Origin of the sequence: Dolichospermum heterosporum TAC447 (assembly GCF_024584745.1) — a bacterium.
In the GTDB taxonomy this organism is placed as follows: domain Bacteria; phylum Cyanobacteriota; class Cyanobacteriia; order Cyanobacteriales; family Nostocaceae; genus Dolichospermum; species Dolichospermum heterosporum.
The window spans coordinates 5,105,617-5,122,455 of sequence record NZ_CP099464.1; the positions used below are offsets into that span (position 1 = coordinate 5,105,617).

Below are 16,839 nucleotides of genomic sequence, written 5' to 3' on the forward strand. Positions count from 1 at the left end.
TCATCTAAATCATTACTAAAATGGATAAATTACAAAGAATATTCAGCGTATTTATACTAATATTGGTACAAGTAGCACAAGAGATAATTCCTATAGGTTCAGATTTCACCATAATTCTGCTATGATGAGAGGCTGTGGGATTTGCTCCTAGTCTTGGTGCTTACTGCCCATTTGTGTATTTTAAACCATTCGTCCGCCTAAGACTGAAGCCGTGATTGGCGACAGGCCGATGTTATTCTTGGAGTTCTATGTCTTTTTCTAATCTCGGCTTGTCCCCAGAAATTGTTCGTGCTGTCACTGAGCGGGGATATGATAAACCTACACCAATCCAGACACAGGCTATTCCTGTGGTGTTGTCTGGTGGTGATATTATGGCTGGAGCGCAAACGGGTACTGGAAAAACTGCCAGTTTCACTCTGCCATTGTTACATCGTTTGTCTGCAAATAAGGGCATTTCTAGTAATTCTCATGGATTTCCGCCAATTCGCGCCTTAATTCTGACTCCTACTCGTGAACTCGCTGCACAGGTGCAAGAAAGTGTCCGTGATTATGGTAAATATTTGAATCTGAATTCAATGGTGATGTTTGGGGGAGTGAGTATTGGTCCCCAAAAACAGAAATTGAGAACCCGTGTAGATATTTTGGTTTCAACTCCAGGACGATTGTTAGATCATGTCCAACAAGGTACTGTGAATTTGTCTCGTGTGGAAGTGTTGGTACTAGATGAAGCAGACCGAATGCTGGACATGGGGTTTATTAATGATATCCGGCGTATTCTTTCACTTTTGCCTAAACAGCGGCAGAATTTGCTATTTTTTGCAACTTTCTCTGATAAAGTTAAAACTCTTGCGGCTGGGTTACTAAATAACCCGACTATGATTGAAGTCGCACGCCGAAATGTGACTGCGGCAACGGTATCACAAAAAGTTTATCATGTGGACAGAGAACGCAAACGCCAATTACTTTCTCATCTAATTCGAGAAAACAAATGGTATCAAGTATTAGTATTTAGCCGCACGAAGCATGGTGCTGACCGGTTGGTGAAGCAGTTGGGTGAAGACCGAATTCAAGCGCTCGCTATTCACGGTAATAAGAGCCAGGGAGCGCGAACTCACGCTTTAGCCAAGTTTAAAGATGGGACTTTGCAGGTATTGGTAGCAACGGATATTGCTGCGCGGGGTCTTGATATTAGTGAACTACCTCACGTTATTAATTACGATTTACCCAATGTCCCAGAAGATTATGTGCATCGCATTGGTCGGACTGGACGCGCTGGTGCGGAAGGTCAAGCGATTTCCCTTGTATGTGTTGATGAACATCATTTATTAGCGGATATTGAACAACTCATTGAGCAGCGTTTACCGAAAGAGGTGGTAGATGGTTTTGGAGTCAACCCAGAAATTAAAGCTGAACCAATTCCCAATGGACGCAAAGCTCCTTCTGGTGGTGGAAATCAGCGGACTCGTCGTTCTGCTCCTAAATCTGCTTCTTCAAAATCACCTAGACAGCCTTCTTCACGCACAGCCGCAGGGGATAAAAAGCCTGGTTCTAGTTCTCCTACACCACGTCGTTCTGGTAAACGTAGGTAATAGCTGAGTTGATAATTGATAACTGACAATTGATAAGTAATTGGACAAAAATATTTACAGTCATTGCGAGCGAAGGGAAGCAATCACAACCCTTGCGATTGCTTCATTTCACTTCGTTCCATTCCCAATGACATTGTGTAATTAATCCTGTCTCACTACTTAATTATCAACTTTTACCCATTCCCCGGATTATTTTTGGGGTTCTTTTTAGGAACTACGGTCAGAAACGGTAAGTTCTACCGAGATTGCCTGTGGAGCGGGCAAAGATTTGATCTATGATCTGATTATCAGTATTCATAACAAAGATTTAGATATAGATTTGGAATCAGCTTTAACTTTTATTACCACTCATCAAGAATGGTATAACTGGATTTTTACAAAGTTTGGTTTTACGCTACCCAAACAATAAAATCACTGTAGTAAATTGTTACAGTGCGTAAATTTTAAGTTATGAAAATACTCATCCTCAATGCCGGTTCTAGCAGCCAAAAGAGTTGTCTGTACGACATGACATCCCCGATTCCTAATTTAGCCCCCCAACCTCTTTGGGAAGGAAAAATAAATTGGACTGAAAACCAAAATCAGGCAGAAATTATAGTTAAAACCGCTACAGGTGCAAAACTGCAAGAAACTCTGGCTGATGATTCCCGACAGGTGCAATTTACTCATTTGTTATCTACTCTTACAAATGGCATAACCAAGGTAATTGATGATTTAGCAGCCATAGATGTGGTAGGACATCGAGTGGTACATGGTGGACAAGATTACCAAGAAGCTGTAATAATTACGGAAGATGTCAAACAGGCGATCGCTCACTTATGTAATCTAGCCCCAGCCCATAATCCAGCCGCTTTAGCTGGTATTGAAACCATTGAAAATAGTCTAGGGAATATCCCCCAAGTCGCAGTTTTTGATACTGGATTTCACCGCACTTTATCCGATGCCGCAGCTATCTATCCCATCCCCTATCATTTAGTTGAACAGGGTATCCGTCGTTATGGCTTTCATGGCATCAGTCACCAGTATTGTGCCAATCGAGCAGCGGAAATTCTTGGTCAAGATTTACAATCTCTGCGAATAATTACCTGTCATTTAGGTAATGGTTGTTCTTTAGCCGCCATCAAAAATGGTTGCAGTATTGACACAACAATGGGATTTACTCCTCTAGATGGTTTAATGATGGGTAGCCGCAGTGGTTCAATTGATCCAGGGATTTTGATTTACTTATTGCAACAGTATAATTACTCTAGTCACGAATTAGATAATGTGTTAAATAAAGCTTCAGGATTAAAAGGTATTTCTGGAGTATCTAGTGATTTAAGGGAAGTGATAGCTGCAAAAGACCAAGGTAATCAACGCGCTCAACTAGCTTGGGATATATACGTACATAGCCTCCGGGCTGGTATCGGGGCAATGCTGGCTAGTTTAGCAGGTTTAGATGTTTTAGTCTTTACCGCTGGAGTCGGCGAAAACTCCCCAGCAATCCGTCAAGCTGCTTGTGAAGCCTGGGGATTTTTAGGACTGAAAATTGACTTGGCGAAAAATCAGCAACAACCTATTGATATTGATATTGCCACATCTGATTCCACAGTACGAATCTTAGTCATAGAAACTCAAGAAGATTGGTCAATAGCTCAACAATGTTGGAAATTGCTGCAACAATAATACAGGAGTTCAGGAGGTAGGGGCGCAGGGCCTGCGCCCATTCAGGAGTATGGCTAACGCCACGCTATGCCTTCGGCACACCACGTGAACGCTATCAGGAGTTCAGAAGGAACAAGGAACAAATTTCTCCCCCACTCTCCCCCACTCCCCCCACTCCCCCCACTCCCCCACTCCCCCACTCCCCCACTCCCCCACTCCCCCACTCCCCCACTCCCCCACTCCCCCACTCCCCCCACTCCCCCACTATGTTTTTATCTCGTGAAGCTATTACCACGCCATTAGTTGCTTGCTTTTGTATTGTCAGTATTAGCTTAATGCAAATACCAAAACTGCAAAAACTATTAATTAATAAACAATCTATTTCCGTAGAAGCTCTCCAAAAAGACCTCAAGAAAGAAAGTTTTCGCTTAAACTTACTTGAGGCTATCCCCAGTTTTAGTTATAAAAATTTCATTGCCGATTGGGTATATATTGATTTTTTGCAATTCTTCGGTGATAATGAAGCCAGAGATAAAACCGGATACAGTATCAGCCCAGAGTATTTTGAAGTTATTTTAGACCGTGATCCACGTTTCTTGGAAGCTTATTTAGGACTTTCTATAAGTAGTTCTTTATACGGTGGTATGCCAAATAGAACTATAGCTTTAATGGAAAAAGGATTAAAATCTTTATCACCACAAATTCCCCCCAGGTCATACTATATCTGGCGCTACAAAGGCACAGATGAGTTATTATTTTTAGGTAATGCTCAGGCATCAAAAAAATCTTTTCTCAAAGCCGCAGAGTGGGCAAGCACTTATACTGATGAAGAAGGTAAGCAAGTAGCGTTTATTTCTCAAAAAACTGCCAATTTTTTGAGTAAAAATCCTGATAGTAAAGCAGCACGAGTGGCTACATGGGCAATGGTTTTAAACAATAATGTAGATGAAAAAACTCGCAACCGAGCAATTCAGGAAATTGAAGCCTTGGGAGGAAAGGTCGTTACAAATGCCGACGGCACAGTTAGTATTAGACCACCAGAAAAAGATTGATTGGTCATTGGTCATTGGTCATTGGTCATTGGTCATTGGGTAATTTTCTCCTGACTCCTGACTCGGTGACTCTTGACTCGGTGACTCCTGACTCCCGCAAAGAATCGCTACAATAGAATTTCTACTATCCTCATCTTTTAGGCCTGTAGGGTAGAACAGATTATTTTTATTGTGACAGGAGGATTATTTTAAGATATATTAAGATAAGTTAACATAATTATCATAATGTCCTCTTCCTTAGAGAAGCTAGGTATAAGCAGCAAACAAGTACAGGAGAATCAACATCGGTGAATAATAAAAAATGGCGAAATACGGGGCTGTACGCGCTCCTTTTTATAGTGGTTATTGCGCTAGGAACGGCATTGTTTGACAAACAACCTCAAAGCCGAGAAACATGGCGCTACAGCCAATTTATCCAAGAAGTCGAAAAAGGCAGAGTTGAGAGAGTCAGTTTAAGTTCCGACCGGTCTACAGCCTTGGTGACACCTAAATATGACCCTAACAAAAAGATTGTTACCTTAGTTAATGACCCAGATTTAATCAACACTCTGACAAATAAAGGTGTTGATATTGCCGTATTACCTCAAGCAGACGAAGGATTCTGGTTTAAGGCTCTCAGCAGCTTATTCTTCCCTGTATTGCTGTTAGTTGGTTTATTTTTCCTCCTCCGTCGCGCACAAGGTGGACCAGGTAGCCAAGCTATGAACTTTGGTAAATCTAAAGCCAGGGTGCAAATGGAACCCCAAACTCAAGTTACCTTTGGTGACGTTGCGGGTATTGACCAAGCCAAATTAGAATTAAATGAAGTTGTAGACTTTTTAAAGAATGCCGATCGCTTTACCGCTATTGGTGCAAAAATTCCTAAAGGTGTACTTTTAGTTGGTCCTCCTGGTACAGGTAAAACCCTCCTCGCGCGGGCTGTTGCTGGAGAAGCAGGTGTTCCTTTCTTCTCAATTTCTGGTTCTGAATTTGTGGAAATGTTCGTTGGTGTGGGTGCTTCCCGTGTCCGCGATTTATTTGAACAAGCGAAAACCAATGCTCCTTGTATCGTCTTTATTGATGAAATTGACGCAGTAGGTCGTCAACGGGGTGCTGGTTTAGGTGGTGGTAACGACGAACGGGAACAAACCCTCAACCAGTTACTAACGGAAATGGATGGTTTTGAAGGTAACACTGGTATTATTATTATTGCTGCTACCAACCGTCCTGATGTATTAGATGCTGCTTTATTACGTCCAGGTCGTTTTGACCGTCAAGTTGTGGTTGACCGTCCCGACTACGCTGGTAGAAGTGAAATTCTCAGAGTTCATGCCCGTGGTAAAACTTTATCTAAAGATGTAGACTTGGATAAAATTGCCCGCCGGACTCCTGGTTTTACCGGTGCAGATTTATCTAACCTGTTGAATGAAGCCGCAATTCTAGCCGCCCGTCGCAATTTAACTGAAATTTCGATGGATGAAATTAATGATGCAATTGACCGTGTATTAGCTGGACCCGAAAAGAAAGACCGGGTAATGAGCGAAAAGCGCAAAACTTTGGTTGCATACCATGAAGCAGGTCACGCTTTAGTTGGGGCTTTAATGCCTGACTATGACCCTGTGCAAAAGATTAGCATTATTCCTCGTGGTCAAGCCGGTGGTTTAACTTGGTTTACTCCTAGTGAAGACCGCATGGACACTGGCTTATATAGCCGTGCTTATTTGGAAAATCAAATGGCTGTGGCTTTAGGTGGTCGTCTGGCTGAAGAAATCATTTTTGGTGAAGAGGAAGTGACTACTGGTGCTTCTAATGATTTACAGCAAGTGGCTAGAGTAGCTAAACAAATGATAACTCGGTTTGGCATGAGCGATCGCTTGGGTCCAGTAGCCCTGGGTCGTCAACAAGGAAATATGTTCCTGGGTCGAGATATTATGTCAGAACGCGATTTCTCAGAAGAAACCGCTGCTGCTATTGACGAAGAAGTTCGGAAATTAGTTGATACTGCTTATATTCGAGCTAAAGAAGTATTAGTCAGTAACCGCAAGGTTTTAGATGAAATTGCTCAAATGCTGATAGATAAAGAAACCGTTGACGCTGAGGAATTACAACAAATCCTTGGTAATAACGATGTGAAAATGGCAGCTTTTGCGTAATTTTTGTTAAATATCTAAAATAGGGGTAATTCTGGTTTTTCTGGGATTACCCTTTTCTTATTTTATTGTTAATGTTAAAGATGCTAAAATAGAGAAAAATAGTAAATATAACCATGATATCACCACAGTTAGCAGTTGTTAAAAATGGGAAAATAGAATTAATTGATTCCTTGTCTATTCCCGAAGGAACAAAAGTGTTAATTACACCTATTATTGTAGATAATGATACGGAAAATCAAGACGATTGGGAATATTTTTCTTTGAAAAATTTGAATCTATGTTATGGAGATGATGAACCAGAATATACCCTAGAATTAATTAAAGAATATAACAAGAATTATGAAAGAATGTGATATTGTATTAACTCCTGTTCCCCAAGCAAATGGAGGAATAAAAAATCGTCCTGCGCTGATTTTAAAAGAAATGCCAAAATATCAAGACTTTTTAGTTTGTGGTATTAGTACCCAATTCAAACAATATATTGCTAATTTTGATGAAATAATTTCACCAGAAGATGAGGATTTTCAATTCAGTGGTTTAGTTAGTCAATCTGTTATTCGATTAAGCTTTTTAACCGTTATTTATAGTAACAGTATAATTGGTTCAATTGGGGCAATTTCAACGGAAAGACATCAAAGATTATTAGAAAATTTAAGCCAATATTTAGTTAAATTAACCAAGTAATTGCATACAACAATAATAGACAAGGGATTTTACCTGAGTAAAACGCAAAGATTGTAAAGTTTTGTTGCAGGATTCAACACTACTGATGTAATTATTCGATTTTATAAAGACATCCGTAGAACCGTAAACCGTTAGATATCATGGAAGTTTTACCATTACCCAATAATTGGCAAGATATTCAACCTGACGTTGTATATTCTTCAACTTATGATTTGCAAGTTTCATTTAGCGACGAACAAATAAAATTAGGTATAAGATATGATGGTAAAGGAAAGCATTTAAAGGCAATTGCGAAAGGGTTAGTACACCCACAGGGTAGTATTGGGCTTGTTGATTCTCAAGAAAAAGGATATAATTTAAAATCTAAAGTGTTAGGTAACGGTGGTGATAGACGGTTTCACGCCAAATATGTTAATGGTATATTACATTTTCCTGGTTTTGTAACACAACATTAATCCAGAATAAATTATGACTACACTTCAATTGAAAAATCACCAAATCTGGCAAGATTTAACTGAAATATTAGAAAATTTAGATCCTAATTCTCTTGTTCAAAAACATCTTGAACAATGCTGTTATACAATCAATGGTTATTGGGATGAACAGGATGAATATTATGACTCAATTAGCTTACCTCATACCATAGAAGCAGAATTAGTTAGTAGTTTTGTAGGTGTTACCCAAGATAAACGTTTTCTAAAACTCAAATTTTCTCTTATTGGTACTACTACTATTTATGCTAAAATGATCCCTCATGATCCCCATGATAAATCTTACCCATTCGGAAGTCCAATTATTCAAAATATAGGTGAGTTAGTTCTTATCTATAATGAAAATCTGGAATTTGTTGATGAAAATTGGCTTTTAGATATAGATTCTCCTCTGCTTGATAAAAGACAATTTACTAATACCTAAGATAATTGTAGGTTGGGTAGAACGAAGTGAAACCCAACAAAATATAGCTAGACTTATGAAAGTAATCTATTTTTGCACGCAGAGGCGCAGAGTTGCAGAGAGTTCATTTTATTTTATCCTATTCGCAAAACTAAGGTTTCTTCTCCTGGTAAAATTAAGGTTTTTCCCAATGGTAAAATTGCTAAAGCATTAGTTTGGGATAAGTTAATTAAGTTTCCAGAATTTAAATTACCACTTGTTTGATGAAATTCATAAATACCATCATTTAAATTTAAAGTACCCCAAATATAAGTTTCCATTTTTCCGTTAGATTTTAATTCGCAATGGGATTTTACTTTTAAAAGTTTTGCTTCCCAACCTCGATTAATTCCTGAAAGTTTTTTAATTGTCGGTTTTACAAATCGCCAAAATGTCACTAAAGCCGAAACGGGATTTCCTGGTAAACCAAAATAAAGGGAGTTGGGAAATGTGGCAAATGTGAGAGGTTTTCCTGGACGCATCTGCACAGCACGAAAATGAATTTCTGCTCCCAAAGATGCTAATATATTATCAATATAATCATAATCACCTACGGAAACTCCACCAGAAGAAAGAACTATATCCGCATGATTAATGGCGTAATTTATAGTTTCTGTTAAAGCAGTTTGATTATCTTTAACAATTCCTAACATTAACACTTCTGCACCCAATTCTTGCACCAAAGCAACTAAAGCATATTGGTTAGAATCTACTATTTGTCCAGGTTTTAGGGTTTGTTCTGGTGTTACCAATTCGTCACCACTAGAAAAAATTGCCACTCGTGGACGACGGAAAACACTGATTTCTGGCAATTGTGCTGCGGCTAAAATAGCAATTTCCGCTGCATTGAGGGGAATTCCTGCTGGTAAAAGTTCTTTTCCGGCTTGGTAAAAGTCTCCTTGGTGTCTAATAAATTCTTGGGGTTGCGGTGTAGCAAAAATAAAAACTTGGTTTTCCTGCAATTTAGTTTTTTCCTGCATAACTACAGTATCCGCACCTTTTGGGATTATTGCACCAGTGAAAATCCTTGCTGCTTGTCCTGGTTGAATAGTATTTTGAGGTTGATATCCTGCGGGAATCTCTTCGACAACTTCTAAAATTGTCGGATTTTCAGAAGTGGAATTTTGCACATCTTCATAACGCACTGCAAAACCATCCATTGCGGAATTATCCCAATGGGGAAAATCTAAAGAACTAATTACAGGAGTTGCTAAAATTCGGTGAAATGCTGTCAATAAATCAACAACTTCAAGATCATGTTCTTGATTTAAAGGTTGAACATGATTGAAAATAATCGTTTCTGCATCTTTAACGGATAACATAGTGGATGATTTAGTTAGTTACTGTTAGAAATTAAGATTAATTAACTTTTATTATTGAGAGGTTGTCTGAAAAGTCATGATTGCTGTATTAAATGTTTTACCCCTCCCTAACCCTCCCTTTATAAAGGCTACGGTGTACACACAAGTTATCGAATCACCATTATTCCTCAAATTACCCCTCCCTAACCCTCCCCGATGCTTTGGGGAGGGAACTAGTACCGCAAGGCGGAAGTCAAAAGTCAAAAGTCAAAAGTCAAAATGAAGACAGTATAGGCCTTTGGAGGATTGAGAATGGTTGGTTTATTTACGCCGTTTTGTACTAGATTTTTATTACAAGGGGAAAGGGGGGACTAAGTAGGTTGGCGTTAAAAATTGTCGTTGGGGCAAGGGAACAGGGAACAGGGAACAGGGAACAGGGAGAGAGTTTTGGGCGATTTTACTTTTCTTCACATACCTTTAAATTTTTCGGTTCACCTACTTATAGCAAATAAACATTGGATTTGAGAACTTTGATCAGTTTATTGCCCATGATAAGAAAAAAGACAGGCAAAAAGCCTGTCAAATAACCGATGATCTAGCAAAGAATTTGTAATCATTCTCAACAGTGATTTTTCAGATTTATGAAGTATCTAAATCAAATAAATCACACCAATCATAGTTATGATTTAGAAATTCATTTCCGCAGCTTGGACTTTTTCTACTTGTTTCTTCTTGAGAACTAGCATGATTTGTGCCATCATCACTAAACAGATAAAAGCAACTAACCATGTAACTCTAGAAGAGTCTTGCAAAACAATTTCTGCATCTCTTTGACCAAAACCACCAACATTGGGGTTGTTGGTTAAAGCATCACCAATGGCAACGGCTTGTCCTTGAGTCACAATTAATTCAGGTCCAACGGGAACTGTATCGGTAACGACATCACCAGTTGCGGTTGTGATGCTGATTAGATTCTTAACGTTACCGTCTTCATCTTCTGTTTGAGCAATTTTGCTAATTGTACCGGCAGCAGAAGCGTTGAATAAGTTATTATTGCTCTTCTCACCTGTGGGGTAAACTTGTCCACGTCCGCGATTACCGCCTACATGAACAGAGTATTTGCCAAAGTGGATATTTTTGTCTGTGGCGGGGTTAGGAGAAAGAATCGGGAAGACGATTTCTTGATATTCTTCACCGGGTAATGGACCAACAATGACAACATTATCTGTGGTGTCGTTGTAAGGGGTGAATGTCATATCACCCACTTCTGCTTTCATTTCTTCAGGAATGCGATCTTCTGGGGCAATCTTGAAGCCTTCGGGCAACATTAATACAGCACCAACATTTAAACCAACCTTAGAACCATCAGCACCAACTTGTTGCACGGTGGTATCGTAAGGGATTTTGACAACGGCTTTAAATACAGTGTCAGGAAGTACAGATTGAGGAATTTCTACTTCTGTGGGTTTAGCAGCTAGGTGACAGTTAGCGCAAACAATTCGCCCTGTGGCTTCGCGGGGGGTGGCAGGAGCGGTTTGTTGCGCCCAAAAGGGATAGGCGGCGGCAGTTTGTGGGACGGCTATATCGCTAGTGAATAAAAAGGTAACAGTAGCGATCGCTATTAGCAATGTCTTAACCATTGCTTTAGCAGTGCGAGTTAATTTCGCAGGTGTAAGGGCATTTCTCATCTCTATAAAGTCATTTGTCAGTGGTTATTGGTCATTTGTCATTGGTCAGTAGTCATTGGTCAAGAGTTGATAAAAAGCCCTAGATTGTTGACTGGAGACTAATGCATTAAGCCCACCAAGCGGCATCCCCGGTGCGGAAATCGGTTTCTGTCCAAGGTGTGAGTAGAATTTTGTCGTCTTCTACGTTGGCATGGGCTAGAGCTAAGGATTTTGGTGCAGGACCACGAATTACTTTACCAGTAGCGTCATATTGTGAACCATGACAAGGGCATTTAAACTTATTCTCAGCCACGTTCCAAGGTACAACACAACCTAAATGGGTACAAATAGCATTAATCCCGTAGTCAGCGATCGCTTCTTTACTTTCCACCACAATATAGGTAGGATCTCCCTTGAGTCCTTGCACCAGAGTGCGATCGCCTACATTATGACTATCCAGAAACTTGCTCACACTAACATCATTACCTAGTTCATTCTTGGCTACAGTACCGCCACCAGCACCACCACTAGCAGGAGGGATAAAGTAGTTAATAACAGGGTACAATGCACCCAAGGCCACCCCGGTAACAGTCCCGAAAGTGAGCAGGTTCATAAACTGACGACGACCCATATCGGGAACGTCTGTAATTTCTGAAAATTGAGCCATAATCTCCGCGCTGTTTGTGTAATTTATTAATCATTTTGACAAGAGTACCAGCACAAGAGCCACTCTCATCTGAATTGAAATCATAACGCTCATAGCGATGCCATAATTCTTAGTTGCAAGACATAGTGAGCATCTCTTCCGTTAGCATTACATTTCTTTATATCCCTATCATACTGGAGTCACGGAACTTAATATCATAACTAAATGTAAAATCTAGATAAGCTAAGGGAACAGGGAATAGGGAATAGGGAACAGGGCAGGGGGCAGGGGGCAGGGAGCAGGGGGCAGGGGGCAGGGAGCAGGGAGCAGGGGGCAGGGGGCAGGGGGCAGGGAGCAGGGGGCAGGGGGCAGGGAGCAGGGGGCAGGGGGCAGGGAGCAGGGAGAAGTAATTGTCTAATTACCAATTACCAATTACCAAAATCTAAAATCCAAAATCTAAAATCCAAAATCTAAAATCTAAAATTACTATGACTGGAAAGGAATTACGCCAACTGTTGATTGATAAATGGGGACAACCTTATGATGTCCAGTTTCGCCGCACCCAAGGGAAAATATTTCTGCAAATCATGTGGAAATACTTTGGACAAGTTTCTTTCCCCATGAGCGAAATAGATTATCAAGATCATCTGGACAGCATTGTCAATTATCTTAATGCTTTAGGCGGAATACAACAAGTACAAACTTTTATTCTAGAAACCAAAGAGCGTCCTCGTCTTGGGAAAGCGGTTAGCATACCTCTTGATTTGGGTGAACGCGCTTCAGAATGGATTGTTTAAAAATCAGGTAATAGGTAATAAGGGTTTGCTCCTGACTCCTAACTCCTGATTCAGTGACATTAAACTGAAGATATAAAAAAATTAACGGCAAAGAATTAGATATCTGTTACTATCTACACTTATTGTACTAGGTCAACACGGTATTAATCAGGCTATGATTATGGGACGGTTTTAGAAGCCTGGAACGCTCCAGGTAAATTATGTTAATTTTTACGAGATGCTACGAGAACACAGTGCAGGGGACGTAAGCTGTGCGAATTCCGCTCGATTATTACCGAATTCTAGGATTACCGTTGGTGGCAAATGAGGAACAATTGCGACAGGCATACAGCGATCGCATTGTCCAATTGCCCCGACGGGAATATTCGACTACATCTATATCTTCTCGCAAGAAGCTGATTGAAGAAGCTTATATGGTTTTATTAAATACCGATGAGCGCAAAGCCTACGATCAGCTTTATCTGGCTCACGTTTATACTCCTAGCAAAACTGCTGATACAGGTTTACAGGAAAATCTAGTAGATACCAACCCCAAAGACCAAGATGCTCAAAGTCTCAGCATCGAAATCACCCCAGAGCGATTTATTGGTTCTTTGTTAATACTCCAAGAACTAGGAGAATATGAATTAGTATTAAAACTCGGTCGCCCGTACCTAGTTAATAAACCTAGTCCAATTAGTCTCAAAACAGGTCATCGTACTACCCAAGCAGAAACTCCTGAAAACCCAGACCTACCAGACATTATCCTCACCGTCTCCCTAGCTTGCCTAGAACTAGGACGGGAAGAATGGCAGCAAGGTCACTATGAAAATGCCGCCATATCTTTAGAAACTGGTGAGGAATTATTAGCACGGGAAGGCTTATTTCCCAGCGTCCGCGCCGAAATGACCGCTGATCTTTACAAACTGCGTCCCTATCGCATCTTGGAACTATTAGCACTACCACAAACACAGATTCCCAAACGTCGGCAAGGATTAGAATTATTACAAAGTATCCTAGAAGATCGTGGCGGCATTGATGGCACAGGCAACGATCAATCAGGACTTAACATAGATGACTTTTTACGATTTATCCAACAAATTCGCCATTATTTAACAGTCTCAGAACAGCATAAACTCTTTGAATTAGAAAGTAAACGCCCCTCAGCCGTGGCTACATATTTAGCAGTATATTCCTTAATCGCCAGAGGTTTTGCCCAACGCCAACCAGCATTAATTCGTCAAGCCAAGCAACTATTAATGCAATTAGGCAAACGCCAAGACGTGCATTTAGAACAATCCCTTTGTGCTTTACTCATGGGACAAACGGAAGAAGCCACCCGTGTCTTAGAACTAAGTCAAGAATATGAAGCCTTAGCTTTTATTCGGGAAAAATCGCAAGACTCACCAGACCTATTACCCGGACTATGCTTATACAGTGAACAATGGTTACAGCAAGAAGTATTTCCCCACTTTCGAGATTTAGCAAAACAGCAAGCCTCGTTAAAAGAATACTTTGCTGATAGACAAGTTCAAGCTTATCTAGAATCTTTACCCAACGATGCCCAAATTACCAATGAATGGGCAGTAATTAACCATCAATCCTTTCCCCAGCCAGATATTCATCATTACCGTCACCATAATAATAACACCACACAAGCACCACAACATCATCAACCAGTCAATCCTGAGTTACCAGAAACCCATCCTCGACCTCAACCTGAATCTTCCCAGGGTTCTATACCGAGGTGGAATCATCCATCAACAGATGGAAATGAGGGAAATCAAATATCACAAATACCCTTAACAGCAGCAAACCCAAACAGAAGAACACATCCAGTTAATGATCATCCGACGACAGTAACAAACCAGCAGTCTCCCAAACGCAGAAGACGCAAACCGACTGCTAATACACTTCCCCAGCGATTCATCCAGTCTCAAGCTAATTTTCTCAGTAGTCTAGATCCAAAAACACGCTTAGTTTGGTTAGTTTTTTTCTCATTGGGAGGAGTATTAATTCTTTCGTTATTAGTATCAACAACTTTTGGCTTAGTCAAAAACATCTTCTTTCCCAGTCCATCATTAAAGGGAGAACAGTTAGCAATACAACTAAATCAACCACCCATCAACATTCCTGACCCCAACAGCGAACCTGAAGCCACCAATAATGAAGAACTGACCAAGGAGACAGCAAAGGAAGTAATTGAAACTTGGTTATCTGCCAAAACCTCAGCTTTGGGGCAAAATCATGACATTGATGGTTTAAAGGAAATTTTAACAGGTGCAGTTTTATCCCAATGGCAGTCAGTAGCCCAGCAAGAACAAGAAGATCAACGCCATCGCCAGTACAAGCATAATGTGGAAATAGTCACTGTCTCTAACAAGGGAACGGACAAAGATTATGTATCTGTAGACGCTCAGGTACAAGAAGTTACTAAGTTCTATCGAAATAGTCAGCAGCAAAAGTCTTCTAGTGAAAACTTGCGGGTTCGTTATGATTTGGTTCGCAAAGAAGGCAAATGGCTGATTCAGAAAATGTCAGTGATTCAGAATTTTTTGTAAGTTGGAGACAAGAGGCAAGAGGCAAGAGGCAAGAGGGGAAAAATTTCTTTCTTCATCCTGACTCCTGACTGGGCGTGGGTCCCGCGCCCCTACCTCCTGACTCTTCCCTTAATGTCATGAAACTTTGACACTTATGCCCTGACTGAGATCGCTATGTTAAGATTTCATGACATATTGATCCCCGCATGGCTGATAACTACGTGAAATATAGTAAAACCTATCTTTAGACCCCTTGATCCCTAGATAGTTTTACTGGTTAATATTTACCTAACAACTCTTTGCAATCCTCAATAAATGCAAAACAACGGCATAACCAGGAATTTTGATGAGTTAGTATCTTAATAAAAAACAAACAGTAAACAAATTTAAAACTGGGGCAAAACCGGGAGTCAGGAATAAAAAAATCTGGGTAGACGATATTTAATCAAACTTTTTAACCCGGAAACAATACTTTACCTTTCAAACTACTGGAGTCCAAATCAATGGCAAAAGAACGCCCACCGCTAGAAGAGATGACCTTACGGCAATTACGCAAAGTTGCCAGTGAATACTGTATATCTCGTTATAGCAGAATGCGTAAATCGCAGTTATTAGCATCAATTGAAGACGTTCAAAATAGTAAATTCTCGCTCAGTTCATCCCCTAATCTGGAGGCACAAGAAACCGTGGAAGCAGCAAAATTTGAGTTAGGTCAAGAAGATCGGACTGGTGGTTCTCTCGCTGATGTTGATGAAGCACTAGCAGATTTACCAGCTGGTTATGGTGACAGTCGGATTGTTCTGTTACCTCGTGATCCTCAATGGGCTTACACTTACTGGGATATTCCTAACGACCATAAAGAAGCACTGCGTCGTCAAGGTGGACAAACCCTAGCTTTGCGGATTTATGATGTCACTGATGTTGATCTAGATTATCAAAGTCCCCACAGTATTCAAGAATACCCTGCTGATGAACTAGCAAGAGAATGGTATTTGCCAATTCCCGTGAGCGATCGCGATTATGTGATAGATGTTGGTTATCGCACCGCTGATGGTGGTTGGTTGGTATTAGCGCGTTCCGCGAGAGTGCATATTCCCCCCGTCTATCCTGCTGACTGGATTGAAGATGTCTTCATCACCGTAGACTTTGAAGAAGACCTACGTGGTAAGACCTTCTACGAACTAGTTCCCCCATCCAAGAAATTACCAACTGCTACTGCTACTGCTGCTGCGGGTGGTGGAAATCCCATTTACGAACAAATCTTTGGTCTAGCAGAATCCGCTGAAGCTCAACGGGTTGCAGGTTCTATATTCGGTTCTATGCAGCACGTCCCCGGTTCTGCTGCTCCCGAACAAGCTCTCAGTTCCTACGTTTTCCCATCTGGTGTAGGTATGTGGGCTATTCCTACCGTATCTGGTTTAACTATGTCCGGTGTGGGAATGTCCGGTTTCTCCGCTTCTGCTGTTCCTGCGCGTCCTCGCAAATTCTGGTTAGTTGCTGATGCTGAATTGATTGTCTACGGTGCAACCGAACCTGATGCAACTGTAACCATTGGTGGTCGTCCCATTAAACTTAATTCCGATGGTACATTCCGCTTCCAAATGTCTTTCCAAGATGGTTTAATTGACTACCCAATTTTAGCTGTTGCGGCTGATGGTGAACAAACCCGTTCTATTCACATGAAGTTTGAGCGCGAAACACCTTCTCGTAATACTAATACCAAAGATGAAGCTGTTTTGGAATGGATGGTATAAGTTCTGTATTTGAAGATTAACCATAACTGCAATTAATAAATTCACCCGTTATAGGATGCCTGTAGCGGGTTTTTTATTGTCTGAATCAGGATGTCTAGGATTTAAGGATTTACAGGATGTT

At 40.6% G+C, this 16,839-nt stretch carries 15 protein-coding genes; 12 read left to right on the top strand and 3 right to left on the bottom strand.

What is annotated here, in order from left to right; genetic code table 11:
- The first annotated feature begins 248 nt into the window (after positions 1-248).
- The 9 genes from NG743_RS23280 to NG743_RS23320 all read left to right on the top strand — a co-directional run bounded on the left by NG743_RS23280 (position 249) and on the right by NG743_RS23320 (position 8,016).
- Entirely contained in the window at positions 249-1,589 is a 1,341-nt protein-coding gene (locus NG743_RS23280; RefSeq protein ID WP_027401622.1) for a DEAD/DEAH box helicase, read from the top strand.
- A gap of 268 nt (positions 1,590-1,857) precedes the next feature.
- The gene (locus tag NG743_RS23285; protein WP_160170608.1) at positions 1,858-1,998 is read left to right on the top strand and encodes a hypothetical protein; all 141 of its coding nucleotides are present in this window, start codon (positions 1,858-1,860) and stop codon (positions 1,996-1,998) included.
- A gap of 41 nt (positions 1,999-2,039) precedes the next feature.
- Positions 2,040-3,254, top strand: coding sequence for an acetate kinase (locus NG743_RS23290; RefSeq protein ID WP_257120980.1), 1,215 nt, complete (start codon positions 2,040-2,042; stop codon positions 3,252-3,254).
- Positions 3,255-3,499: 245 nt separating this feature from the next.
- Positions 3,500-4,285 carry a hypothetical protein gene (locus NG743_RS23295; protein WP_027401620.1) on the top strand — a complete coding sequence of 262 codons (786 nt, stop codon included), beginning with the start codon at positions 3,500-3,502 and terminating at the stop codon, positions 4,283-4,285.
- A 287-nt stretch (positions 4,286-4,572) separates the two neighbouring features.
- Positions 4,573-6,417: an ATP-dependent zinc metalloprotease FtsH3 gene (gene ftsH3, locus NG743_RS23300; RefSeq protein WP_027401619.1), complete on the top strand. Its 1,845-nt coding sequence runs from the start codon at positions 4,573-4,575 to the stop codon at positions 6,415-6,417.
- Positions 6,418-6,530: 113 nt separating this feature from the next.
- Positions 6,531-6,770 carry a glycosyl hydrolase family 31 gene (locus NG743_RS23305; protein ID WP_096666011.1) on the top strand — a complete coding sequence of 80 codons (240 nt, stop codon included), beginning with the start codon at positions 6,531-6,533 and terminating at the stop codon, positions 6,768-6,770.
- Positions 6,757-7,101: a type II toxin-antitoxin system PemK/MazF family toxin gene (locus NG743_RS23310; protein ID WP_193964709.1), complete on the top strand. Its 345-nt coding sequence runs from the start codon at positions 6,757-6,759 to the stop codon at positions 7,099-7,101. Before NG743_RS23305 ends, NG743_RS23310 begins: the two co-directional genes overlap by 14 nt.
- Before the next feature lie 140 nt (positions 7,102-7,241).
- The gene (locus NG743_RS23315; protein ID WP_193964710.1) at positions 7,242-7,556 is read left to right on the top strand and encodes a hypothetical protein; all 315 of its coding nucleotides are present in this window, start codon (positions 7,242-7,244) and stop codon (positions 7,554-7,556) included.
- 13 nt (positions 7,557-7,569) lie between these two features.
- Positions 7,570-8,016: a hypothetical protein gene (locus NG743_RS23320; RefSeq protein ID WP_193964711.1), complete on the top strand. Its 447-nt coding sequence runs from the start codon at positions 7,570-7,572 to the stop codon at positions 8,014-8,016.
- A 113-nt stretch (positions 8,017-8,129) separates the two neighbouring features.
- Here NG743_RS23320 and NG743_RS23325 read toward each other — a convergent pair whose 3' ends face one another.
- The 3 genes from NG743_RS23325 to petC form a co-directional block, all read right to left on the bottom strand.
- Positions 8,130-9,356: a molybdopterin molybdotransferase MoeA gene (locus NG743_RS23325; protein ID WP_257120981.1), complete on the bottom strand. Its 1,227-nt coding sequence runs from the start codon at positions 9,354-9,356 to the stop codon at positions 8,130-8,132.
- A 665-nt stretch (positions 9,357-10,021) separates the two neighbouring features.
- Positions 10,022-11,023 (bottom strand): cytochrome f, encoded by a 1,002-nt coding sequence (gene petA, locus NG743_RS23330; RefSeq protein ID WP_027401613.1) that lies wholly within the window; start codon positions 11,021-11,023, stop codon positions 10,022-10,024.
- A gap of 106 nt (positions 11,024-11,129) precedes the next feature.
- Positions 11,130-11,669, bottom strand: coding sequence for a cytochrome b6-f complex iron-sulfur subunit (petC, locus tag NG743_RS23335; RefSeq protein WP_027401612.1), 540 nt, complete (start codon positions 11,667-11,669; stop codon positions 11,130-11,132).
- 467 nt (positions 11,670-12,136) lie between these two features.
- On the opposite strand from petC, the gene NG743_RS23340 reads away from it, so the two are divergent.
- The 3 genes from NG743_RS23340 (at position 12,137) to NG743_RS23350 (ending at position 16,718) form a co-directional block, all read left to right on the top strand.
- The gene (locus NG743_RS23340; RefSeq protein ID WP_027401611.1) at positions 12,137-12,445 is read left to right on the top strand and encodes a DUF3067 family protein; all 309 of its coding nucleotides are present in this window, start codon (positions 12,137-12,139) and stop codon (positions 12,443-12,445) included.
- 251 nt (positions 12,446-12,696) lie between these two features.
- Positions 12,697-14,985, top strand: a complete 2,289-nt coding sequence (locus tag NG743_RS23345; protein WP_257120982.1) for an IMS domain-containing protein — start codon at positions 12,697-12,699, stop codon at positions 14,983-14,985.
- Positions 14,986-15,467: 482 nt separating this feature from the next.
- Positions 15,468-16,718 (top strand): DUF4912 domain-containing protein, encoded by a 1,251-nt coding sequence (locus tag NG743_RS23350; protein ID WP_027401609.1) that lies wholly within the window; start codon positions 15,468-15,470, stop codon positions 16,716-16,718.
- Positions 16,719-16,839: the final 121 nt, after the last annotated feature.

Bases quoted from the DNA above. Each gene is read 5' to 3' on its own strand.
- NG743_RS23315 (WP_193964710.1), top strand. From the start codon at position 7,242: ATGGAAGTTTTACCATTACCCAATAATTGGCAAGATATTCAACCTGAC.
- NG743_RS23280 (WP_027401622.1), top strand. From the start codon at position 249: ATGTCTTTTTCTAATCTCGGCTTGTCCCCAGAAATTGTTCGTGCTGTC.
- NG743_RS23310 (WP_193964709.1), top strand. From the start codon at position 6,757: ATGAAAGAATGTGATATTGTATTAACTCCTGTTCCCCAAGCAAATGGA.
- NG743_RS23295 (WP_027401620.1), top strand. From the start codon at position 3,500: ATGTTTTTATCTCGTGAAGCTATTACCACGCCATTAGTTGCTTGCTTT.
- NG743_RS23290 (WP_257120980.1), top strand. From the start codon at position 2,040: ATGAAAATACTCATCCTCAATGCCGGTTCTAGCAGCCAAAAGAGTTGT.
- NG743_RS23305 (WP_096666011.1), top strand. From the start codon at position 6,531: ATGATATCACCACAGTTAGCAGTTGTTAAAAATGGGAAAATAGAATTA.
- NG743_RS23350 (WP_027401609.1), top strand. From the start codon at position 15,468: ATGGCAAAAGAACGCCCACCGCTAGAAGAGATGACCTTACGGCAATTA.
- NG743_RS23320 (WP_193964711.1), top strand. From the start codon at position 7,570: ATGACTACACTTCAATTGAAAAATCACCAAATCTGGCAAGATTTAACT.
- petA (WP_027401613.1), bottom strand. From the start codon at position 11,023: ATGAGAAATGCCCTTACACCTGCGAAATTAACTCGCACTGCTAAAGCA.
- NG743_RS23340 (WP_027401611.1), top strand. From the start codon at position 12,137: ATGACTGGAAAGGAATTACGCCAACTGTTGATTGATAAATGGGGACAA.
- petC (WP_027401612.1), bottom strand. From the start codon at position 11,669: ATGGCTCAATTTTCAGAAATTACAGACGTTCCCGATATGGGTCGTCGT.
- NG743_RS23325 (WP_257120981.1), bottom strand. From the start codon at position 9,356: ATGTTATCCGTTAAAGATGCAGAAACGATTATTTTCAATCATGTTCAA.